General features: G+C 74.5%; 25 protein-coding genes and 2 pseudogenes. 1 reads left to right on the forward strand and 26 read right to left on the reverse strand.

Annotation, left to right across the window (positions count from 1 at the left end; translation table 11 throughout):
* Positions 1-18: 18 nt before the first annotated feature.
* Positions 19-282: a hypothetical protein gene (locus BX266_RS26810; RefSeq protein ID WP_310794806.1), complete on the forward strand. Its 264-nt coding sequence runs from the start codon at positions 19-21 to the stop codon at positions 280-282.
* An 8-nt stretch (positions 283-290) separates the two neighbouring features.
* On the opposite strand, the gene BX266_RS26815 is transcribed toward BX266_RS26810, so the two are convergent.
* From BX266_RS26815 to BX266_RS40205, 26 genes and pseudogenes are all read right to left on the reverse strand, one after another.
* Positions 291-770 (reverse strand): hypothetical protein, encoded by a 480-nt coding sequence (locus BX266_RS26815; RefSeq protein WP_099903902.1) that lies wholly within the window; start codon positions 768-770, stop codon positions 291-293.
* A gap of 22 nt (positions 771-792) precedes the next feature.
* The gene (locus BX266_RS38890; protein ID WP_180290624.1) at positions 793-1,020 is read right to left on the reverse strand and encodes a LuxR C-terminal-related transcriptional regulator; all 228 of its coding nucleotides are present in this window, start codon (positions 1,018-1,020) and stop codon (positions 793-795) included.
* Complete coding sequence (locus tag BX266_RS26825; RefSeq protein ID WP_180290625.1) at positions 1,017-1,862, reverse strand: DUF317 domain-containing protein; 846 nt, start codon at positions 1,860-1,862, stop codon at positions 1,017-1,019. Before BX266_RS26825 ends, BX266_RS38890 begins: the two co-directional genes overlap by 4 nt.
* 19 nt (positions 1,863-1,881) lie before the next feature.
* A complete protein-coding gene (locus BX266_RS26830; protein ID WP_099903906.1) occupies positions 1,882-2,748 on the reverse strand; it encodes a DUF317 domain-containing protein in 867 nt (288 codons plus the stop codon).
* 15 nt (positions 2,749-2,763) lie between these two features.
* Positions 2,764-3,540 (reverse strand): DUF317 domain-containing protein, encoded by a 777-nt coding sequence (locus BX266_RS26835; protein WP_099903908.1) that lies wholly within the window; start codon positions 3,538-3,540, stop codon positions 2,764-2,766.
* A gap of 113 nt (positions 3,541-3,653) precedes the next feature.
* A complete protein-coding gene (locus BX266_RS26840; RefSeq protein WP_099903910.1) occupies positions 3,654-4,463 on the reverse strand; it encodes a helix-turn-helix domain-containing protein in 810 nt (269 codons plus the stop codon).
* Between the two features lie 128 nt (positions 4,464-4,591).
* Positions 4,592-5,251, reverse strand: a complete 660-nt coding sequence (locus BX266_RS26845; protein ID WP_099903912.1) for a hypothetical protein — start codon at positions 5,249-5,251, stop codon at positions 4,592-4,594.
* Positions 5,251-5,772, reverse strand: a complete 522-nt coding sequence (locus BX266_RS26850) for a hypothetical protein (protein ID WP_099903914.1) — start codon at positions 5,770-5,772, stop codon at positions 5,251-5,253. The genes BX266_RS26845 and BX266_RS26850 overlap by 1 nt, the downstream gene beginning before the upstream one ends.
* Positions 5,769-6,524 carry a glycosyl hydrolase gene (locus BX266_RS26855; RefSeq protein WP_099903916.1) on the reverse strand — a complete coding sequence of 252 codons (756 nt, stop codon included), beginning with the start codon at positions 6,522-6,524 and terminating at the stop codon, positions 5,769-5,771. The genes BX266_RS26850 and BX266_RS26855 overlap by 4 nt, the downstream gene beginning before the upstream one ends.
* Entirely contained in the window at positions 6,521-7,102 is a 582-nt protein-coding gene (locus BX266_RS26860; protein ID WP_099903918.1) for a DUF4913 domain-containing protein, read from the reverse strand. The genes BX266_RS26855 and BX266_RS26860 overlap by 4 nt, the downstream gene beginning before the upstream one ends.
* Before the next feature lie 137 nt (positions 7,103-7,239).
* Entirely contained in the window at positions 7,240-7,899 is a 660-nt protein-coding gene (locus BX266_RS26865; protein WP_099903920.1) for an HAD family hydrolase, read from the reverse strand.
* Between the two features lie 60 nt (positions 7,900-7,959).
* A complete protein-coding gene (locus tag BX266_RS26870; protein ID WP_099903922.1) occupies positions 7,960-9,165 on the reverse strand; it encodes an MFS transporter in 1,206 nt (401 codons plus the stop codon).
* Between the two features lie 131 nt (positions 9,166-9,296).
* Positions 9,297-9,599 (reverse strand): hypothetical protein, encoded by a 303-nt coding sequence (locus BX266_RS40190; protein ID WP_259465155.1) that lies wholly within the window; start codon positions 9,597-9,599, stop codon positions 9,297-9,299.
* Between the two features lie 339 nt (positions 9,600-9,938).
* Positions 9,939-10,181: pseudogene (locus BX266_RS40195) on the reverse strand (DNA cytosine methyltransferase); the annotation flags it as partial.
* Positions 10,150-10,494 carry a DNA cytosine methyltransferase gene (locus BX266_RS40200; protein ID WP_310794807.1) on the reverse strand — a complete coding sequence of 115 codons (345 nt, stop codon included), beginning with the start codon at positions 10,492-10,494 and terminating at the stop codon, positions 10,150-10,152. The pseudogene BX266_RS40195 and the gene BX266_RS40200, both read right to left, overlap by 32 nt.
* Complete coding sequence (locus BX266_RS26880) at positions 10,491-11,159, reverse strand: hypothetical protein (protein WP_099903925.1); 669 nt, start codon at positions 11,157-11,159, stop codon at positions 10,491-10,493. The genes BX266_RS40200 and BX266_RS26880 overlap by 4 nt, the downstream gene beginning before the upstream one ends.
* A 28-nt stretch (positions 11,160-11,187) precedes the next feature.
* Positions 11,188-11,763 (reverse strand): hypothetical protein, encoded by a 576-nt coding sequence (locus BX266_RS26885; RefSeq protein ID WP_099903927.1) that lies wholly within the window; start codon positions 11,761-11,763, stop codon positions 11,188-11,190.
* Positions 11,760-12,476, reverse strand: coding sequence for a hypothetical protein (locus tag BX266_RS26890; protein ID WP_143686997.1), 717 nt, complete (start codon positions 12,474-12,476; stop codon positions 11,760-11,762). Before BX266_RS26890 ends, BX266_RS26885 begins: the two co-directional genes overlap by 4 nt.
* A 35-nt stretch (positions 12,477-12,511) precedes the next feature.
* Positions 12,512-13,708, reverse strand: a complete 1,197-nt coding sequence (locus tag BX266_RS26895) for a DnaB-like helicase N-terminal domain-containing protein (RefSeq protein WP_099908357.1) — start codon at positions 13,706-13,708, stop codon at positions 12,512-12,514.
* Positions 13,708-13,917: a hypothetical protein gene (locus BX266_RS26900; RefSeq protein ID WP_099903931.1), complete on the reverse strand. Its 210-nt coding sequence runs from the start codon at positions 13,915-13,917 to the stop codon at positions 13,708-13,710. Before BX266_RS26900 ends, BX266_RS26895 begins: the two co-directional genes overlap by 1 nt.
* A 29-nt stretch (positions 13,918-13,946) precedes the next feature.
* Positions 13,947-14,816, reverse strand: a complete 870-nt coding sequence (locus BX266_RS26905) for a hypothetical protein (protein WP_099908360.1) — start codon at positions 14,814-14,816, stop codon at positions 13,947-13,949.
* 184 nt (positions 14,817-15,000) lie between these two features.
* Positions 15,001-16,783, reverse strand: a pseudogene (locus BX266_RS26910) (type IV secretory system conjugative DNA transfer family protein).
* An 87-nt stretch (positions 16,784-16,870) separates the two neighbouring features.
* The gene (locus BX266_RS26920) at positions 16,871-17,293 is read right to left on the reverse strand and encodes a hypothetical protein (protein ID WP_099903937.1); all 423 of its coding nucleotides are present in this window, start codon (positions 17,291-17,293) and stop codon (positions 16,871-16,873) included.
* A 41-nt stretch (positions 17,294-17,334) separates the two neighbouring features.
* A complete protein-coding gene (locus BX266_RS26925) occupies positions 17,335-17,862 on the reverse strand; it encodes a hypothetical protein (RefSeq protein ID WP_099903939.1) in 528 nt (175 codons plus the stop codon).
* Between the two features lie 37 nt (positions 17,863-17,899).
* Positions 17,900-18,541, reverse strand: a complete 642-nt coding sequence (locus tag BX266_RS26930; protein ID WP_099903941.1) for a hypothetical protein — start codon at positions 18,539-18,541, stop codon at positions 17,900-17,902.
* A 33-nt stretch (positions 18,542-18,574) separates the two neighbouring features.
* Positions 18,575-19,828 carry a hypothetical protein gene (locus BX266_RS40205; protein ID WP_259464867.1) on the reverse strand — a complete coding sequence of 418 codons (1,254 nt, stop codon included), beginning with the start codon at positions 19,826-19,828 and terminating at the stop codon, positions 18,575-18,577.
* Positions 19,829-19,895 lie beyond the last annotated feature (67 nt).

The raw sequence follows: 19,895 nt of genomic DNA on the forward strand, positions 1-19,895 counted from the left end.
CCGAGGGGGAGAGCGGCAGTGGAGTTCGGCAGAGGGCGCGACATGGCGGCGCTGGAGCGCAAGTTCCGCAGCGCGGGCAGGCCGTGGACGATGGGCGACATCGTCATGATCAGCGACGGGCAGTGGGCCGTGCCCACGACCAGCGGGGCCGAGCGCGCGCAGGAGGACGTGGTGGGCGAGCGCCTGCAGGACGGCCGGCGGGTCGAGTTGACGCTGGAGGAGCTGGCCCGCGCGGTGTGCGCCGCCGACCCCGGCACCCACCGCGACCAGGCCGAGGACTGACCGCCGTCCTACCGGCGGTTCGCCGCCCCCAGCACGGGGGCAGCGGGCGCCGGCGGGGCGGGCCGGTCGGACGCCGCGCCCAGCGGCCGGGAGAGCGCGGGGCGGGCGGTGGCCGCCCGCACGCGCTCGGCGGCCAGGTCCTGGTTGACGGCTTCGCGGGCCTCGACCAGATGCCGCAGCGCCGTCAGCGCGGTGTAGCTCTCGGCGTAGGCGGTCCGCAACGCGCTCGCGGTGTCCGTGAGGGCGGCGAGGTCGTAGTGGGCGGGCACCCGGCCGGGCCGGGTGAGGGCGTGCAGGCGGTCCTGGTGTACGGTCACCGAGTTGGAGACCACCGTGAGGTGGCTCCTGGTGCGCATGGCGGCCACCAGGAGGGGGTCCTCGACGGGGCGTCGGCCCGCGGTCTTCTCCAGTTCGGCGATCGGCCGGTTCCAGGCTTTCTCGATCATCGCGTCGGCGTGATCGAGGGCGGATGCGGTCGCATCGGGCACGGTGTCCTCCAGGGAGGGTTGGTCAGCGGTAGCGGGCGGCGGTGGCCTGCTGCTGGGCGTAGAGCTGGACGGCGTGGTCGAGGGTGGTGGCGCCCAGCTTCCGGCGGGCGCGGGCGGCGCGGCGGTGCACGGTCGCGGTGCGGACGCCCAGCCGCTGGGCGAGGCCGCCGACGGTGTAGCCCTGCGTGAGGTAGCGCAGGAGGGCGGACTCGGCGGGGCTGAGGGGCTGGCCGTGCAACGGCTTGCTCAAAGCAGGCTCCTTCGGGGAGTCGGGACGGTGCCCGCACCGAGAGGAGCGGGCGTCGGGGCCGGTGGTGTCCGGCAGACGGAAGGCGTCGAGGGCGAGCGGGAATTGGCCGCGCTGACGCGCGCGGCCTCCAGCGGGCTGGGCGCGATGGGCGTCGCGGTGGCGGCGGCGGGCAGGTGCTCCAGGTCGATGCGCCGCATGGGCCGCCGGACCGGCACGGGGTTGGTGACGGCGTCGGTGAACGACCGCAGCAGGTGGTCGGGCAGGCGGGAGGAGGCGGTGGCGTACCAGCAGGAGCGCGCCGGTCCGACCTCGACCAGCAGGCGCTCGGTGTCGCCGGCCATCTCGGCGGAGTGCCGCAGCGGCTTGTCCCGGAAGTGGAACCGGACGAGGCGGTCGGGCGACCGGTAGCTGAGGAACGGCGTCGAGAGGTCCAACGTCCAGCCCCGGTCGAGCAGTTCGAGGGCCGTCTCGGTGCCCCTGCTGCGGCTGCCGCCCAGGTAGCCGTCCGGGCCGCGGGCGTAGGCGTCGGCGAGCGCGGCGGTGAAGTCGGCGACGACCTCGGGCGGGGTCAGGTGGTCGAAGGTGACCAGCCACTCGGGCGGCGCGAAGGCGTCCGGCCCGGCGCTGATCTTCCACAGCACCGGGCCGTCGGCCTCGGGCAGGTGCGCCAGGCGGGCGGTGAGGTCCGGGGCGGTGACGAAGGTGTTCCCCGCGCCGTCGTGGCTGCGGGCCCAGCCGACGTTCACCAGCACTTCGACGGCTGGGGATCCGTCCGCCTCCGGGTGCGCCAGGTAGCGGGGCGCGATCCGGTACTCGCGGGGTTCTTCACGGGAGTTGGGCACAGCAGGTCCTCGTTGCGGATCAGCGGACACGGCCGGTGGGCGCGGGCTTCGGGATCGCGGCCGGCCGGGTCGCGGTGGTGTAGGCGAGCACGGAGCCGCCCGCCTGCGGCGCCGGGGCGGTGCGGGGGACGGAGAGGGAACGGGAGGTTGCCGCGCGGACCCGGGCGACCTCCAGCGGGCTCGGCGCCACCGGGGTCGCGGTGGCCTGGGCCGGGAGTTCGGCGAGTTCGGAGTGCCGCAGGTAGCGCTGCACGGGGGCGGGGTCGGTGATCGCGGTGGCGAGCACGTCCAGGAACCGGTCGGGGAGGTGCGAGGTGGCGGCGGCGTACCACTGGCGTTCCGGAGGACCCACGACGAACGTCCAGCGCTCCAGGTCGCCGGTCATCTCGTCGTAGTCCCGCAGGTGTCCGCGGCGCCGGTGCAGGGTGGTGAGCCCGTCGGGTGAGCGGAAGGCGGTCAGCGCGGACGTGCCCTCCTGCCGCCAGCCGTGCTCGCTGACGAGGCTGCTGCTGAGGGCGAAGCCGCCGGTGGGGTCGTGGAGTACGGACGCGGGTGAGACGCGGTGGGCGGCGGCGAGCGCGCCGGTCAGCTCGGCGACGATCTCGGGAGGGGCGGCCAGATCGACGAGCACCTGCCAGGTGGGCGGGGCGAAGACGTCGTCGTGGCCGGTGATCATCCACAGGTCGCCGCGGTTGCCCTCGGGCAGGTAGCCGACGCGGACGGTGAGGTCGGGGGCGGTGGCGAAGAAGTTGCCCAACTCGTCGTGGTGCAGCCTCCAGCCCGCGTCCACGAGGGGGAGCAGAACGGGGTCGCCGGTGCCGGTGTTGCCGGCGAGGCAGCGGGGAGCGATTAGGTAGTCGCGCCCTTTGTCGGTGGGGTTCGGCATGACGGAAGTCCAAGGTCAGCGGCGCCGCGCGGTGGGCGCGGGCCGGGAGAGCGGAAGGTGGGCCGCACTCGCCTCCGCGAGGCGGGGCGGGCCCGGCGGACGGCCGCCGGAGGAATCCCGCAGCACGGTCACGAAGGCCCGGTGGCGTGTCGGGACCTCGCCGGTGGGCCGAAGCACGGGGCCCGGGTCGCTGAAGGCCAGGGCGGCGCTCACGAGCGGGGGGAAGGGCACACCGGCCGTGAACTCCGCGTGCCAGGAAGGGAATCGCGGAGTCCCGGCGAGCATGGTCCAGGTCGCCGGGACCAGGCCGGCGACCTCCTCCTCGTGGGGTTGGTGGCCCAGGCGGTGCCGGTAGAGGGCCCAGCCGTCCGGGGAGAGCTGGTCGTGGAATCCCCGGCGGCTCTCCCGGTCGGGTACCCAGCCCCGGGCGGCGAGGACGGAGGCCGGAGTGCCGGGCGGGTAGTCGTAGTGCCGGGAGTGCAGGCCGGCGGCGAGCACGGTGGTGAAGGCGGCGGTGATCTCGGCGGGTGTGCCGGAGCTGAAGGAGGCCCGCCACAGGGGCTCGGCGCCGGGCCGGGTGTAGCCGTGCACGGTCCAGGCGACCGGGGAGCCGCCGTCGCCGTCCATGCTGAGCGCGGCCGTCCGGCACGGACTGGTGAAGCGGATTGCACCTTCGGGGGTGCGGGTGGAGCTCCAGCCGTGGAGCGCGGTCAGCGGGCCGGTGACCAGGCGTCGGTCGCCGGGCCCGGCCAGACGCAGCGGCTGGACGAGAACAGGGGCGGCGGAGGGCACCGGGGTTCCTCGTCGAGTCGGCGGCGGCCGGGCCCGCGCGCCGGACACCGCAGTGCCCGGGCAGCGCGCGGACCCGGCCCGGCGGCGGGCAGGTCTGCGGCGGAGCACGGCGCTCACCGGCCACGGGCCGGGTGGGAGGCGGCCGTGACGGCGTACGGCACATGGCGCTGGGGCTGCGGGGCGTGGCTGAACAGGGAGGGCGGCACCGGGCTGCGGCGCAGCGCCGCCGCGGTGCGCACGCTCTGCGCGCCTTCGGCCGGGGCGGTGAGGGAGCGGACCTTGGCGGCCTGGGCCGGGGCGGGGCTCTTGGCGGTGTGCCGGTCGTGCCACTGCTGGACGGCCGCGTAGACCGGGCCGAGGGCCTGGCCCGCTTCGGTGAGGGTGTACCGGCCGTGGTTGCGGCTGCCGTTGGAGACCACCAGGCCGTCGGCCTGGAGTCGGGCGATCCGGACTGCCAGCAACTGCCGGTAGACGCCGGACTCCACGGCGATCTGGTTGTAGGTCATGCCGCCGTTCTCGGACAGCAACTGCACGACCCCGGTGGTTCCGATCGGCTGCAGGCGCTGGAGCGCGTCCTCGATGCGGCCGGGGCGCTCCAGCATGGTCGGGGCGATGTGCTGCGACGACCACTGGCTCAGGGCCCGGTAGACGGGGCCGAGGGTGCGTGCTTGCTGGGTGAGGTGGTACGGGGCGAACCGGTCGAATGCGTCGTCGCGGTCCACCAGGCCGTCCTGGCGCATTCCGGCCAGCCGCTTGCTGGCGTAGGACTCGCTGAGTCCCGGGACGTAGCCGGCGACCTCCCGCACCTGCAGCGTCGGGCCGTACTTGGCGATGGAGCGGACGATGTCGGTGGTCCAGTTCGGCGCGAGCCGGCGCAGAGCGGCCTCGACGACCTGCGGGTCGGCGGTGGAAGTGGTGGGCATGGTCGGTGCTCCGGTTCAACGGCTGGGGGAAGAGAAGGGCAGGAGGCGGGGAAGCGGGGACGCGGCCGGGGCGCCGAGTCGCTCGTGGATGAGGTGGCGGCGGGGGTTGGTCAGCGGGTCGTGGGGGTTCACTGGGGCGTCTCCAGGCGGGCGAGCAGGGAGCGCACCAGGGTGGGCAGGCTGCCGGGGCCCTCGCCGATCCGGACCTCGCTGGCGGCCTCGGCGACGATGTACTGCGCGTCCGCGATCAGGCCGCTGCTGATCTCCATGCAGGCGTCAGTGATCGCGGTGGCGGCCCGCAGCGCGCCGACGAGGACGTCGATGTAGGCGTCCATCTCCATCCCGGCCGCGTCGGCGGCGGCGCGGATCGCAGCCGTCTCGACGTCGTTGAAGCAGAAGTCGAAGCCCTCCTCGCCCCCGCCCTGGGCGGCCACGGCCTGCCCTCCGGGCTCCAGCGTGGGGAGGCCGGTGCGGGTGCAGATCGTGTTGACCGCCGCGGTCAGTTCGGCCAGCGACTCGGTCAGCCAGCCCAGGGCGGAGGCGTAGGAGGCCAGGGCGAACAGGCCGACGGGGGTGGCCGGCAGCGGCTCGTCGAGCAGGTCCTCCAGGCGCTCGTTCAGCTCGCCGACCACCCGGGGCCCGGCGGACAACGGTCCGAGGAGCGGGGCGAGGTAGGAGCGGCTGGTGGGTGCGTCGTACTCGGCGACGAGGATCCCGGCCACCGCCTGGGCGGCGTCAGTGAGCCATCCGGCGAGGTCGGAGCGGCTGGGCAGGGCATCGGTGGTCATCATCGGGCCTTTCGGGGAGTGTCGGCGGCGGCGAAGCCGGGTGAGGCGGAGGTGTAGGCGATGCCGCCCTGGCGGCGGGCGTGCGCGGTGCGGGGGGAGCGGGCGCGGGCGGCCCGGACGCGGGCCTCCTGGGCCTCCCGGATACGGGCGGCCAGCTCCGGGTCCGCGTCGGGCGCAGGGGTGTTGAGCCCGGTGCGGCCCAGCCGCTTCTGGGCGGCGTTGTAGACCGCGTACTCGTGCCGGGCGCCGGCGGCGACGAGGTAGACCTCGCGGGCGTGCTTGGAGGTGGGCGGCGCGTCGCGGAACTGGACCACCAGGCGGTGGCTGGCCCAGTTGCCGCCCGTGCCGAGGACGATCTTGTGGCAGCCCTCCAGCCGCTCGCTGAGCCGGGTGGCGACGCGCTCGCCGTGGACCAGGTCCTGCAGGTGCAGCAGGGCCTGGTCCCGGATCGGTTCGGGCAGCTGGCGCAGGTCGGCGATGGCGTCGGGGTGCGCGGCGAACGCGAACTTGGCGCGGCTCACAGCGACCGCCCCCGATCCGGCTGCGGGGAGTTGACGGGAACAGCGGGTGCGCCCGGGGCGGCACCGGCCCGGGGGAGCGAGGAGGTGGTGCGGGAGAGTGCGGCGCCGGTCCGCAGCGCCTGCGCGTCGAGCGCGTCGAGGCGGTACTCGGGCGCCTCGGGCAGCGGGGTGGAGCGGTCCTCCAGCCAGTCGTCGGCGGCGTCCCAGTCGGCGAACGCCCCCGCGCGCACCGTGTAGGCGTACTGCTCCGGCTGGAGCGATTCGAGGAACAGCCGGACGGGCAGCTCCTTGGCCTGCTGGTCGACGGCGATGCTCCAGCCCTCGACGTCGCCCCCGTCGATGACCTGGTGCTCGACGACCGCAAGCCGCTCGCCCGAGTGCCGGATGCGGTCCTCGACCCGGACGGTCAGCTCGTCGGCGGGCCTGGGGGCGTCGGCGATCGGCGCGAGCGCCTCCGCCGGGCAGCCGCGGTCGATGAGCCACCTCTGCGCGAAGGCCAAGGTGGCGTGCCCGGAGCTGTGCATGCCGAACGTCCCCCGCTCGGGGTCGCGCACGACGTCGAAGGAGACGAGGTTCGGCGTGTTGGGGACGTCCCAGGTGGCCGAGGGGTCGAAGGCGACGATGAAGCTGCGCTCGCCCACGTCGTGCTGGGCGATCGTCTGGTACCGGCAGATCCAGGTGCGGTCGTAGGCGGTGGCGCTCTGCTCGTCGGCGGGCTCCAGGCCGTCGAGCCGGAAGTCGGTGTCCTTCACGCGGCCACCCCCAGCTGGTCGGGCGTGGCCAGCACGCGGTGGCTGGGCCGGGCCGGGCTGGTGGTGCACGCGGCGAACGGCCCGTCGGGGGAGCGGAGTTGGGCCAGGGCGTGGTCGAGGTGGTCGCGGTGCCACGTCGAGGGCCCGATGAGGCCGGCCTCCGCGTCCGTGAGCTGCTGCCAGGCCAGCCACAGGCCGTGGAGGCGGGCGACGGCTTCCGGGTGCTCGTACCAGCGCGCGCACCAGGGGCGGGTGGAGCCGATCTCGCGCCCGTAGACCGGCAGCAGGACGTGGGTGATCCAGTTGCCCAGGGCGGCGAGTTCGGCGGCGTACTCCGCGCCGCCCATGGCCAGGATGAACACCGAGGTCGGGCCGTCGGCCTCGGCCTCGTCGGGGGAGTCGGCTTCCGGCTCCTCGGCGTCGGCCGGGTCGGGGTCGGCGCCGAGGCGGTCGAGCAGGACGCCGTGCTGGCGGACCTCGGCGATGGTGCGCGCCAGCGTGCTGGCGAGGTCGTCGAGGTCCTCGTCGGCGATGCGGATCGGTTCGGGCTCGGGGGAGCCCGCGGACGGGTCGGACATGGCACATCCAGATAGGTCGGACGGACGGGGGCTGGCGGCGGCGCGGGTCTTATCGAGCGGTTCACGGACAGGCTCCTGACGTGCGGGTGAGAAAAGGATCCGCGGATCTGGCGGCTTGGTCGGGCCGTCGGTTCGTGCTAGAGGAGGGCCCGGTAGCGGATGAGCTGGCAGCCGAGGACGAGGGCGTCGGCGAGGGTGTGGGCGAGGGGGTAGCCGGTGGCGGCGAGCCGGTCGGGGTGGTGGAGGCCGCCGCCGTGGAGCACACCGAGCGCGCCGTTGGCGTAGGCGGCATCCGCGTCGTCGGCCGAGTCGCCGAGCAGCAGCACCCGGTGCTCCTGTCCGGTGAGGCCGAGAGCGTCGAGGTGCGCGGCCAGCGGACCGGCCTTGGTATCGCCGGAGGGCCCGGTGCGGCCGTCGATCCGGGTGAAGAAGTGCCCGATGCCCGCCTCGTTCACCTCGCGCTGCAGGGTCTCGTGCGGGCACAGCGACAGCAGCGACTGGGTGTGCCCGGCCTCCCGGACCAGCGTCAGCAGTTCCACGGCCCGGCCGTAGAGCCACACGGGCCGTGCGCGCAGGTGCGCAAGGAATGCCGCGTCGCTGGCCTTCCACTCCTGCTCGGTGATCTCGCGGCCGAGCAGGCGGGCGTAGAAGGCGGGGATCGGCACGGTGTGCTCGGCCCGGTAGGTGTCGCGATCGATGGGGGTGCCGCCGAGGGCGGGAAGCGTCGCGTTCAGCGCGGCGACGTGGTCGTCGAGATCATCCTTGAGGGTTCCGTTCCAGTCCCAGACAACGTGCATGGGAGTGAAGGGAGTTGCATCGGCAGAAGTGGCGTTCACGGTGGTTCTTTCGCGGGAGAGTCAGGCGGGGAGGAGGTGGTGGAAGCGCCGCAGCAGCCACAGCGCGGCAGCCGCTCCGGCGAGCGGCACCAGGGCGGCGGGCAGCGGCCCGGCCGCGACGGCGAGTGAGCACAGGGCGGTGCCGGCGGCCTGGCCGACACCGATGCAGGCGACGAGCCAGGCGGACGCCTCCGCCAACTCGCCTTCAGGCGCGAGGCGTTCGACGCTCTGGAACGCGGCGGCCAGCAGCGGGGCGAGGAAGCTGCCGGGCAGGAGCGCGCCGAGGAGCGCGACGGCCGGCACCGGGTCGGACAGCAGCGCCGTCCACCCGGCGGCGAAGCCGGTCGCGGCGGCCACCAGGTGCCGGGCCGGAGGCCCGGGCCAGGCACGGCGGCCGTAGGCCAGGCCGCCGAGCACGCTGCCGAAGGAGAGCGCCGCGGGCATCACCCCGGCCAGCCACCCGGCGTGGTGCCGATCGCTCAGCGACAGGGCGAGTACGTTCACCGCGCCGAGCGCCATCCCGGTTCCGGCGAGCGCCGCGAACAGCACCCGCAGGCCCGGCGCCCGCAGCGGCCCCGCCCAGTGCCCGCGCCCGGCCAGGGTGCTCGCGGTCCACCGGGCACAGGGCGCGGAGGTGGTGACCAGGGCGGCCCCGAACAGGCCCAGCGCCGCAGTCGCGGTGAAGGCGGCGAGCACTCCGGCACCGGCCGTGAGGCCGGCGGCCAGCAGCGGACCGGCCACGAACACCAGGCCCTGGCTGCCGCTGTCCAGCGCCAGCGCGGCATGGCGGCGGCCGTCGTCGGGAAGGACACGGGGCCACAGCGCCCGCAGGCACGACTCCAGCGGCGGGGACGCCAAGCCCGCGAGCACCACGACCAGCGCGGCGAGCACCGGGTGGCGCACCGGGCCGGTGGCCGGCAGCAGCAGGAACGCCGCGCTCGCCACCGGGGCCGAGACGCACAGGACGGTGCGCTGGCCGTGGCGGTCGACCAGGCGGCCCAGCAGCGGCTGGCCGATCGCGGCGGCCAGGCCGTACAACGCGCCGAGCAGACCGGCCAGGGCGAGGGGGCCGTGTTCGGCCCGTGCCAGCAGCAGGATCGCGATGGGCGCCATGCCGGTGGGCAGGCGGCCGATGAGGGTGCCGCCGAGCAGGCGGGCGACGTGCGGCGAGCCCAGGACGGCACGGAAAGTGCTGTCCTGGGCCCGCACGGCGGGGGTGGTGCTCAAGGGAGGGGAGTCCTTCGGTCGTGCGCGCCGGTGCGGTGCGCGGGCCCGGCAGTCGGTTCGTGCGGCTGCCGGGCAGAAGGATCCGGAGGAACCGGGGCTTGGTCCGGCCGGAGAAGATGAGGTAGAAGCCCCTACCGGATCCGGCAGTGCGGGCAGCGGCCGAGCGGCGGAGCCAGCAACTCCAGTGCCCGGGCGGCCTGTTGGGGGACGACGCCGTTGCCGAGGGCGGTGAGCTGGGCGGGGCGGCCGAGTCCGGGGGTGGCGGTCACCCAGCCCGCGTCCAGGCCCTGCATCCACTCCACGAACTCTGGGCGGAGCCGGCCGCCCTCGTCGGTCGGCGCCGGCGCGGGGCGGGTGAGCGTCTCCCACCGGGCGACGGCTGCGGCGTACTGCCCCCACCGTCCGCGGTCGCCTCCGAGGGCGGGTTCGACCACAGCGGCAGGACCACCGCCGACAGCGGCGGACGCCAGCCCTTGCCCGGTCGGCGCCCCGGGGTGCCGGTGTCGGAAGCCCTCGGCGTCGGCAGCAGCGAGGCCGCTGCTGAGGGCAGGGTCAGGTCGCCGTTGCCGTGCCGCTGGTTCGGCGAGCCCTTGATCCCGTCGCTGGCCTTCGGTGTCGGCAGCAGCCACTCCACCTCGTCGGCCAGGTTCGGGCCGTGCCCGCCGCTCTTGCGCTTCGCCGGGTGCTGGCTGCCGCCGTTCTTCCCGATGTTGCTGGTCGGGGTCTTCAGCACCGTGGTCGGCGGGCCAGGCGGCGAGGAAGACCCTGGAGCGGTGGTGGGGTGCTCCGACGTCGGAGGCGCGAAGAACGAGCCAGCGAGCGTCGTACCGCAGGTCGGCCAGGGTGCCGAGTACGGCGCCAAGTGCCCGCAGAGGAGGGAGGGTTGGGTCGTCTCCCAGACACCACGGGCAGGGTTCCACGTCGCCAGCGGAACCCGGGGAGGTGAGGAGTCCTCGTACATTCTCGACCACCAGGAGACAGGGGTTAAGGGCTTCGACCGCGCGCGCGACGTGCAGCCAAAGACCGGATCGGGTCTGCGAGTTGAGGCCGACACGTCGGCCCGCGACCGAGACGTCTTTGACAGGGGAAACCGGCCGTGAGGACACCGACCCGCGGAACGGACGCCCAGTCGATCGCCGTGATGTCGCCCAGGTTCGGCACGCCGGGCCAGTGCCTGGCCAGGACCGCCGACGGCGCGGGCTCGACCTCGGCGTGCCAGGCGACCTGGCCGCCGAGCGCCGCCATCACGCCCAGGTCGAGCCCGCCGTAACCCGAGCACAGCGAGCCGATCAGCGGCCCGGGCCGCGACACCAGCCGGCCGGCCGTCATCGCCGTCCCCGCGCGGAGGAAGGTGGCGCTTCGGGTGCGGCCGGCGCAGGGTGCTGAGGATCGGGGGTGGCGGCCGGGGCGGTGGTCGAGCGGGTGAGCGCCGCTGCCCGACGTGCAGCGTTCGGGTCCTGCTGGAGTCCGGTGGCCGAGGCGAGGTCTTCGGCGGTGGCCGGGGCGGGCAAGGGGTGTCCGCTGGTCAGGGCGTAGGCGGTCGACCGCATCGTCTCGATGGCGTGGTCGACGGCGCTATGGGCGTCGGCGAGGAGGTGGTCGACCCCGGCGCGGACCTGCTCCTCGACCTCGGGGGCGGTGTCGGGGGCCCGCATCTGCGCGTCGGTGAGTGCGGCTGTGAGGTCGGCTGCCCTGGCGAAGTTCACGCTGGCCTGCGCCAGGTCGCTGGCAACGGAGGTCCAGGCCCTGGCCAGGAAGACGGTGGCGGCGTCCGGGCGGGAACTCAGTGCGTGGAAGCCGGCCTCGCGGAGAGCCTCCCGCAGGAGGGGCCACTCCACCTGCTTCACCGCCTCGGTGAGAGAGGAGACGGAGACCCGGCGGCCGTTGCCGTAGGCGGAATCGAAGGACCGGGGCAGAGTCGCCTGCCCGTCGGCCAGGTCGGCGGCGGCCAGCCGCAGCCAGTCCGCGTGGTAGCGGACATCTTCGTTGATCATGGTGAATCCAGAAGCTGGTGGGGGAAGGTCATCGGGTGCGGCCGGACGCAGGCGGGACCGGCGGGGCGGATTGGGCAGGAGCGGCGGTCGCCGATCCCGCGGTTGCCGTGTGCGGCGAGCGGGCGAGGGCGGCCTGGTGGGACCGGTCCGTCGAGGGCAAGACGTCCGAGGCCGCGTCCCGCAGCACCCGGACACCGTCCTGGAGGTGCTGGTGCGCCGCCTGGAGGGCCTCGTCGATGCACGTGGCGGCGAGCGTGCGCGTGTAGTCGGAGCCGGGCAGGCCGCTCGGACCGGGCGGCATCGTGGCCAGGGCGGAGAGCTGCTGGCCGACGGTGCCGAGGGCGGATACGGTCTGGGCGGCCCGGTTGAGGGCGATGGCGAACGCCTCGGCGGGAAAGCCCTGCTGTGCCGGTTCGGCGGCTCGGCGCAGGTAGGCGTCGCCCATCGTGGTGATGAGCGCACCCAGTTCGGTGATCCTGCGACCCACGACGGCGGGGTCCGGAAGCGCGAACGGATCGGCGTCCGAGGGCAGTCCGAGACGTAGGTCGCTGAGCGCCACGGCAGCGCCGGACAGTTCGAGAGCTTCGGAGAGAGGGGTGTTCATGGCGCACTCCGGCGGCGAGGGGAAGCGGGAAGAAGGGCCGGGGCCGTACCCTGGGTTCCAAACTCGGCTACAGCAGAGGGTGGTTGGCCCGACCTGGAGGCAGGGGGCAGAACAGCACTGCGGGACAGCGCCGCGTTCACCCGGACCGAAGGAGCGGGACGGTCTGCGCGTTCGGCGGATCCTCCGTCCGGGGCCGGACGTTCGTCGGCGGCACGGTCGGCCGCAGGAGAGGGCTGGGTCGCCGGTGCTGTGCGCGGCGAGCGGGTAACTGAGTTGTGTCGGGTCCGGACCTGCGGCAGGGAGATCTCCGCGGCGGCGGCCCGGAGGATCTGGGTGGCTTCGGCGAGGTCGTCGCGGGCCGTCTCGACGGCGTATTCGGCGGTCCCGTAGGCGAGCGCGCGGGCTTCCTGGTAGCGGGGTTCGTCGTGCATGTTCGCTGTGCGGGCGATGAAGGCGAGCTGCTGGGCGACGGCGCCGAGCGCCGACGCGGCTTGGGCGACGCTGCTGCCAGCGCTGGCGAACGCCTCGGCGGCCAGCACCGTGTACCCCTGCGGCGTCGGCTCTGCCGCTCGGAACAGGTACTCGTCACCCAGCTCGGCCACCACCCTGCCGAGGCCGGCGATCTGACGTCCCACCTCGACGGGCTCCGGCAGGACGAACGGGCCGCCACCCGCGGGCAACTTGGCACGCTTGTCGTCGATCAGCTCCGCCATGGCACGCAGCGCCGACACTTCGGAACTGGGACTCTTCACTGGGCACTCCGAAGGGGGAAAGAGGAGGGGCGACGGCGCGGCGCGGGCGCGGCACCGGTTCGAGCGGCGGCCGGGGCCGTCCTGTAGACGGGCGGCTGCGGGGTGCTGCGCGACAGCGCCGCGCTGACCCGGGCCGCCGGGACGTCCGCCGCCGGGGCGGCCCGGTCCGTGCCGGGGGAGGGGTGCCCGTTGGCGGTGCGCCAGCGGGCACGGACCTCCTCCAGCGGGCCGAGGGCGTGCAGGGCCTGGCCGACCAGCTGCCCGGGGGCGAGGCGCTCGTCGGCGGCGAGAGCCGTGATCTGCCGCGCGCTGTGGCCGGCGGTACGGGTGAGCGAGGCGCGCAGGACCTGTTCGCCGAGCCACTCGGCGGACCCGGCGACCAGGTGCGCCCCCAGGACGGGGGTGAGCTGCTCCTCGGTGAGGGTGCCGTCGGCGAGGAGCCCGCGCCGCTGGACCTCCCACAGCGCGGTGACGGAGTCGATCGGCTCGCCGCGGTGGTGGAGCGCACCCAGGCAGCGGTAGAGCCGGCCGTGACCAGGGTCGGCGAAGTCGCCGGGCCGCAGCCAGTCGAAGACCCCTTGGAGCGCGCCGTCCTGGTGCACCAGCAGGGCGAGCAGGAACTGCTCATCCGCCAGCGCATCGTCGGACAGTTCGGCGGCGGGCGCGGCGGCCGGGGCCGGGACGGCGGCAGGCTTCTGGGTGCGGGGCGGGGTGCCCCAGCGCCCGGCGAGGTCGGCGAGGACCCCGGCCAGGACGTCCGCCTGGTGCGCGGTGCCCTCGACCTCGCCCGCGGCCAGGCCCTCCTCGGCGACGGCGAGCAGGCGTTCGGCGTGCTCGGTGACGGTGCGGCGGATCGAGCCCTCCAGGACGATCCGCCCGTACAGAGGGGCGTGGCCGGGGCGCGGGCAGGCGGCGATGAGGGTGTGCAGGTAGGAGGGGTCCAGCCCGCGGGTGCGCTCACCGGCCAGGGCGAGGGTGTCGGTCAGCCACTCCAGCGGCACCTCACCGTGGTCGCTGTCGGCGGCGAAGCCCGGGTGCCCGGCGTCCCGCAGTTCGCGCAGCGCAGAGAAGAGAACCCGGTGGGCGGGGCGGTGGAAGTCGCGCGGCTCCAGCCACTCCAGGCGCCTCAGTTGGCGCGGGTCGAGCAGCACGGCCCCGAGCAGGGCCTGCTCGCCCGCGAGCAGCGGCTCCATCACGACCACCACCGGCGGCGCTCGGGGGCGAGAGCGGCGATCTCGCGCTCGGCGGCGGCCCGGGCGGCGGCGAAGCGGTCCAGCTCGCCCGTGAACGTCGGGTCCGTCGCCAGGATCGACCCGCTGCCGCTGATCAGCCACCAGTGGCCGCCGCGCCGGACGACCGGAGCACCGACCAGGCGCTCGCCCCGGGGGGAGGGGTGGTTCATCGGGGTAACTCCTTTGAGGGGAAAGGCGGTCAGGCCGCGAGGGTGAGGCGTTCGGCGGCGACCGGGGCACCTGAGCGGCAGGCCCAGGGCGAGCAGCCGTCCGCGTCGCCGGCCTCCAGTTCGGCGTCGGCGATGGCGTCGAAGACGTCCGTCTGGCGCCCGGCCCACTCGTGCGCGGTGACCCGGTCGATGGGCGCTTCGTCGAGCGGGCGGCGGCTGCGGTGCAGGTACGCCTGGCCCAGCAGCGGGGTCCCCTCCGCGGTAGCCCGAGCGTTGCCCGCGCGGATCGCCCGGTCGAAGTCGACGACGTCCTCCCACTCCTCGGGGGAGCCGTCACGCAGGGCCCGCCACTGGGCGTTGCCGTGGTAAGGACACCCCAGACAACTCGACTTCGGGGTCGACTCGAAGCCGCGAGCGCGCAGCAGCCGCAGGCAGTCCTCCCTGGTCAGGCCCTGCTCCAGCAAGGGGAAGCGGTTCTTCATGTAGGCGACGTCGGCGTCCTTCGCCCGGTGCACCTCGTCCACCGAGATGCCGATCCACTGCTCCACGAACACCCCGCGCGGCACCCGCTGCGGGTAGGGGCAGCCGAGGAGCTCACGGACCTTCTCCTTGATCGGCCGGATTTTGTACTGACCAGTACATTGCCTACGTGACATGCCCTCGCCGCCGTCGGAGTTGAGGATGTGCAGCGGCATCGACGCGAAGCGCTTCGTGGGGTCGAGGGCGTCGGCCCGGATGTTGCCGGAGGAGACGCGCAGCACCGGGATCCCGGCCGGGGCGGCGACCTCCCGCTCGATGCGCTCCAGGTGCGTGTAGACCGAGCGGGGCTCCCACCCGGTGTCCGCGAAGATCGCGTAATCGAGGCGGGGCAGGTGGCCCTCGGCGGCCAGGAGCAACAGCACACTGCTCTGGACCCCGGCGCCGAGCGACAGAACTCGCAGGGACGGAGCGGTAGTCGTGGTCATAGGGATGGTCCTTGAAGAGGCGGGCCCCGGCGGCAGCGGGACCCGGAAGAGAGGGGGAGGGGGAGGGGAAGGGGCGGCGCCGACGGGAGGTCTCGATCGGCGCCGCCGGGCGGGGCGGTCAGGCCGAGAGGGTGAAGCCGTCCTTGCTCTTGGCGAGAGCGCGCGCGGTGATGGCCTTGGTGGCACGGGCGGAGGCCGGGCCGATCGCCTTGACGGAGCGCTCCTTGTACCAGGGCTTCAGGTCCAGCATCGCCACCTTCATCCCGGTGGCGAACAGCAGCACCTTGCCCTTGGGCAGTGCGCGGATCTGGTCCGGCGGCAGGATCCGCTCGGTGCGCATCGAGATGGAAGTCGACTTCCCGCCGTCGGAGTTGGAGACGGAGACGGTCTGCACGTCGTGCTCGCCGATCTGCCGCGACAGCTTGTCCGCGAAGTCGGCGTCATCGATACCGCTGCCGACGATCTTGACGGTCGCGGCGGACCATAGGGCGTCCATGCCGGCCTCACCCCAGCAGCGCTGGCCCTGCCGATAGGACTGCAGGATCGTGATCGGGATGACCCCGCGCGAGCCCAAGTGCGAATACAGGTCCGGGAGATCGGAGATCCGGCACACGTTGGCGGCCTCGTCCAGGACACACAGCGCGGGCGGGTCGAGCCGTCCACCGCTGCGCTCGGCGACGATCACGGCGGAGCGCATCACCGCGTCGGCCGCCGCCGCGATGATCGCCGAGGCGGAGCCGCCGCCGTCCTTGCTGAGCAGGAACAGCGTGTCCCGGGAGGAGGCGAAGTGGAACGGCTTGAACTCCGGGAGGCCCTCGGTGGGGGTGACCCACGCGGCGATCTCCGGGTCCAGCAGGCAGCTCGCGTACTGGCGCGCGGTCTCGTAGATGCCGTCGCGGGTCTCGGTGGCGCCGGTGACGGTGCCCTGGAGCTGGGCGGCCACCGCGTGGTGGCCGGCGTCGGCGAGCAGGTCGACGGGGGTGCGGTCGGCCGGGGAGGCGAGCCAGGCCAGCACGTCGGTGATCGGGCGCCGGTGGCTGGCCGCGGCCAGGAACAGCGCGCCGAGGGTGTTGGCGGCGGCGGTCGACCAGAAGTCGGAGCCGCTGGACTCGTCCACGGACGCGGTGACGAAGTGCCCGGCCAGCCGCTTCGCCCCGGCGAGGTCGCGGGCGTCGGCCAAGATGTCCCACCACATCTCACGGGGATGGTGGGCGATCTGCTGCGGGTCGAGCGTCCAGACCGTGCCGACCTTCGCCCGCGCGTCGAAGCACGCGGTAAAGGCGTCGTTGGCCGCCTTGTTCGACGTGAGCAGGACGGGGCCGGGCGCGGCGAGGATCGCCGGGATCGCGATGCCGGACGTCTTCCCGGAGCGAGGCGCCATGATCGCGACGAGGACGTCCTCCCAGGAGGCACGGACCTCCGCCCTGCCGGGCGAGAGAGTGCCGACCAGGATGCCCCGATCGTTCGGCTCAACCTCTTTTACACTCCCGGCCGTTCAGGCTCGGGCGCAGGTCGCGCGCCTTGGCGGTGACCTCCTTGTCCAGCAGCGGCGCCAAGTCCGCCTTGCGGGCCAGGCCGCTCTTCGCGCCGCCGCGGTGGCGCGCCCACAGCACCAGGGCGGTGGCGGCGAGGGAGGCGGTGAGTACGCCGGGCACGACGCGGGCGCCGAGCAGCAGCGCGGTGGCGTCGAGGTGCGGCCACAGCGCGTCGGGGTGCAGCAGGGCGTCGGTGGCGCTGAAGCGGGCCCACGGTCCGCTGCCGACCAGGGCGTTGGCGGCGTTGCCGGTCAACCAGGCCAGCGAGCCGAAGGCGAGGGCGGCCCCGAGGACGCCGAACAGGAGGTAGAGGAGCGCGTCGGTGCCGGTGGTGGTCGACGGCGCGCTGGTACGCGGAGGGGGCAAGGCGGTTCCAGGTGGGTGCGAGCGGGCGGGGGGCGGGGCGCGCTCGGCTCTCGAACGGATCATGGCGTTGCTCTCCTTCAGGGGAGTTCAGCGGGTGCGGCCGGTGGTGCGGGGCGTGGTCGGCGGTGCGGCGGCGAGCACCTGGCCGGGGCCGGCCTTGGCGGTGGGGGAGGTGAGGCGGGCGGCGGCGGTGCGCTGCCGGTCCGGGACGACGGCATCGAAACCGATGAAACCGACGATCAGCTCGGGCTCGATGGCGACCCGGAACCCGAAGCCGTCCAGCAGGCCCGAGGCGTTCGACGCGGCGAGCTGCTGGTCGGGGCCCGGCAGGTCGGCCGGGAGGTGGTAGGAGGCGGGGTTGCCGGGGTCGGCCGGGGCGGTGAAGTCGAACCGGCGCAGGACGAGGCCGATGACCTCGGGAGCATCGGTGCGGCAGTCGGCCCAAACCAGGCCGTCGCCGCCGCGGTAGAACTCGACGTCGGTGCCGTAGGTGTCGGCCAAGTTGCCCATGGAGAAGGTCCTTCGAGGATCGCGAGCTGGTGATGGGTAGGTCAGCGGCCGTGGACGGCGGGCGCGGCCGTGGCAGGCGGCCTGGCCGGGGGCGCGCCGGGTTCGGCTCCGGGGTGAGCGGCGCGACCGGCGGCGCCGGGTGAGCTGGAGCGCGCGGCCTGCTGCCGCTTCGCCTCGGCGTCGGAGCGCCCCGGGCCGGCAGCAACGTGCGGCAACTCCCGCGTGCGGAAGGCCACCCCGTACCGGTGCGCGGGATCGACCACGGCGCCGGTGCAGTCGTCGAGGTGGTCCTGGACCCGCCCCAGGAGCACCTCGACGTTGCGCAGGTAGTGGTGGGCGTTGGCGAGCTGCTCCCAGGCGATACGGCTCGGGTTGTAGTCCGGGTCGGCGTCGTCGACCCGGGCCCGGGCCCAGTTGGCCGCTTCGGCGAGGAGGTCGGTGAGCCGCGGCAGGATCCCGGCCCGATCGCCGCTGACGCCGTTGACCGCGTCGAGGACGTCGGCGACCTCGGCGGGGGCGGCGGTCTCGGACAGCCGAGCCGTCAGCTCCGGCCGGTGGTGGTCGGACATGGAGGGAAGCAACTTCCTGGTAGGTGGAGGCCGGTGGTCAGCGGGTGCGGCCGGGCGAGGGGGACGGTCCGGCCGCTGGTGCCGCAGACTCGTCTGCGGGGCTCGCGGCACGGCGGGCGGCGGCGCGGGGCGAGTAGGAGACGGCGGCCTGCTGCCGCATCGCCTCCGCGTCCGAGGGGCCGTGGCCCATGACGTCGTGCAGCAGCTCCCGGGTCCGCTTGACCTGGACCATTTCGTGGTGCCGCGGGTCGCTGAGCGCGGCTGGCATCTCGGCGATGTTGCCGACGACGGCCTCCAGTTCCTCCTGGGCGTAGACCAGCATCGAGTGGACGGAGGCCAGGCGCGTCCACAGGTCGAAGGCCGCCACGTAGGGGTCCGGGTAGTCGAAGTTGAGCCGGGCCCGGGCCCAGTCGGCGCTGGCGGCGACCAGCTCGGTCAGCTGCGGGAGCGGGCCGACCAGGGCGCCGGTCGCCTCCTCGACGATCGCGGCGACCTCGCCCGGGTCCGCCGTCACCTCCAACCGCGCGATCATGCCGGGCAGCGAGTACGGATCGGCGGCCGGGGGCGGGAAGTAGCGGACCTGCAGGGGCGGATCGGCCTGCGGGCCGTGGGCGAGGGCGATGTTGTGCCGCATCGCGGCACCGACCGCCTCGCCGATCGACGAGTAGTGCTCAGGCATCGCGCCCACCTCCGGCCACGGTGGAAGTGCCGGTCACCGGGTGCGTCCCGTCTGCCGGGGCACGACCGCCTGCGGGGTTGCGGCGGAGGGCGGGGTGGAGGCGCTTACGCCTCGGGCGGTGACGGCGGGGGAGGTGGCGCGGGCCGCGTCGGCGGTGGCGGAGAGGGACGCGGTGTCGGTGGGCGCGTCGTGTGACTGGGCGCGCTGCACTTCGTCGAGCAGGCCGCCCAGCTCGCTCTGGGCGGCGGAGACGAAGTCGGCGGCGAAGCCGATGCGGTCGGAGAGGGCGTACTGCTCGGGGTCGAGGTCGGTGGCCTGCTCGGAGGCGGCCTCCAGCATGTCGTGGACGCGGTCCAGGATGCCGCCGTCGGGGTCGAGGACCTGGTCGAGCGCTTCGGCGAGTTCGCCGACGCTGGTGGTGCCGCGGATCTGGTCGGTGACCTGGAGAAGCTGGTCGTTGGCGGAGAGCTGGTGCCGGGCGGCGGGGTTGCCGGGCAGTGTGGTGTCGAGCCGGGGGTCGAGGTCGACGTCGTAGCGGGCGGCGCGCAGCATCTCGGCGGCGTGGGTGGCGATGGCGGCGCGGTCGGCCGGGGCGGTGGTGGTGGGCAGCCGGTACCGGCGGCCGTACCAGTCGCCCTTCTCGGCGAAGCCGGCGTGCTTGAGCAGGGCGGCTGCGAGGTCGTCGCTGGCGCCCTTGGCGACGACGGCGCCGCTGGGTTCGAGGCCGATGGCGATCGGAGGGGTGGGCATGCGGTAGTCCTTGGAGGTGGTGACGGAGGGGACGGTGTGCACCAGGTGGCCGAGGTCGGCGGCGATGCGCTGGCACTCGGCCTGCGCGTGGAAGGCGTCCCGGTAGGTGCTGTGGATGGAGCCGTCCTCGCGGACGACGGTGGCGACGATGTGCACCGAGCGATCGAGGTTGCGGATCGCCGCCCAGCGGCAGCCGTCCGGGTCGCCCGCGGGGGCGAGACCGGTGACGGCGACCAGGCGCCGGGCGACCTCCGCCCACTGGGCGTCGGACAGATCGGGGTGGCGCGGGTCGGAACGCACCGAGCACAGCCACACCGGCCGCTCGGGTGCCCGGGCGCCGAGCCGCGCGGCCGGTGCGTCCAGCACGCCGCCGCCCAGGACCTCCCGCGGGTCGCCGAACAGCGGCAGCTGCTGGTGCGCGCCGCGGTAGTCGGCCCCGATCAGCCGGGGCCGCAGCCGAAAGCGCGGAGCGTCGTGCCCGTACAGGACGGGGATCAGCGCGGCCGTGCTGGTGGCGCGCTGCAGGCGGGCGATCACGACGGTCCCCTCTCGGACGGCGGCGGGCCCGGCGATCGGGCTGACGGGGGAAGGATCCTCAGATCCG

It is taken from the genome of Streptomyces sp. TLI_171 (assembly GCF_003610255.1).
Taxonomy (GTDB): domain Bacteria; phylum Actinomycetota; class Actinomycetes; order Streptomycetales; family Streptomycetaceae; genus Kitasatospora.

Bases quoted from the DNA above. Each gene is read 5' to 3' on its own strand.
- BX266_RS26830 (WP_099903906.1), bottom strand. From the start codon at position 2,748: ATGCCGAACCCCACCGACAAAGGGCGCGACTACCTAATCGCTCCCCGC.
- BX266_RS26840 (WP_099903910.1), bottom strand. From the start codon at position 4,463: ATGCCCACCACTTCCACCGCCGACCCGCAGGTCGTCGAGGCCGCTCTG.
- BX266_RS26845 (WP_099903912.1), bottom strand. From the start codon at position 5,251: ATGACCACCGATGCCCTGCCCAGCCGCTCCGACCTCGCCGGATGGCTC.
- BX266_RS26860 (WP_099903918.1), bottom strand. From the start codon at position 7,102: ATGTCCGACCCGTCCGCGGGCTCCCCCGAGCCCGAACCGATCCGCATC.
- BX266_RS26865 (WP_099903920.1), bottom strand. From the start codon at position 7,899: ATGCACGTTGTCTGGGACTGGAACGGAACCCTCAAGGATGATCTCGAC.
- BX266_RS40200 (WP_310794807.1), bottom strand. From the start codon at position 10,494: ATGACGGCCGGCCGGCTGGTGTCGCGGCCCGGGCCGCTGATCGGCTCG.
- BX266_RS26880 (WP_099903925.1), bottom strand. From the start codon at position 11,159: ATGATCAACGAAGATGTCCGCTACCACGCGGACTGGCTGCGGCTGGCC.
- BX266_RS26885 (WP_099903927.1), bottom strand. From the start codon at position 11,763: ATGAACACCCCTCTCTCCGAAGCTCTCGAACTGTCCGGCGCTGCCGTG.
- BX266_RS26890 (WP_143686997.1), bottom strand. From the start codon at position 12,476: ATGGCGGAGCTGATCGACGACAAGCGTGCCAAGTTGCCCGCGGGTGGC.
- BX266_RS26895 (WP_099908357.1), bottom strand. From the start codon at position 13,708: ATGGAGCCGCTGCTCGCGGGCGAGCAGGCCCTGCTCGGGGCCGTGCTG.
- BX266_RS26900 (WP_099903931.1), bottom strand. From the start codon at position 13,917: ATGAACCACCCCTCCCCCCGGGGCGAGCGCCTGGTCGGTGCTCCGGTC.
- BX266_RS26920 (WP_099903937.1), bottom strand. From the start codon at position 17,293: ATGGGCAACTTGGCCGACACCTACGGCACCGACGTCGAGTTCTACCGC.
- BX266_RS26925 (WP_099903939.1), bottom strand. From the start codon at position 17,862: ATGTCCGACCACCACCGGCCGGAGCTGACGGCTCGGCTGTCCGAGACC.
- BX266_RS26930 (WP_099903941.1), bottom strand. From the start codon at position 18,541: ATGCCTGAGCACTACTCGTCGATCGGCGAGGCGGTCGGTGCCGCGATG.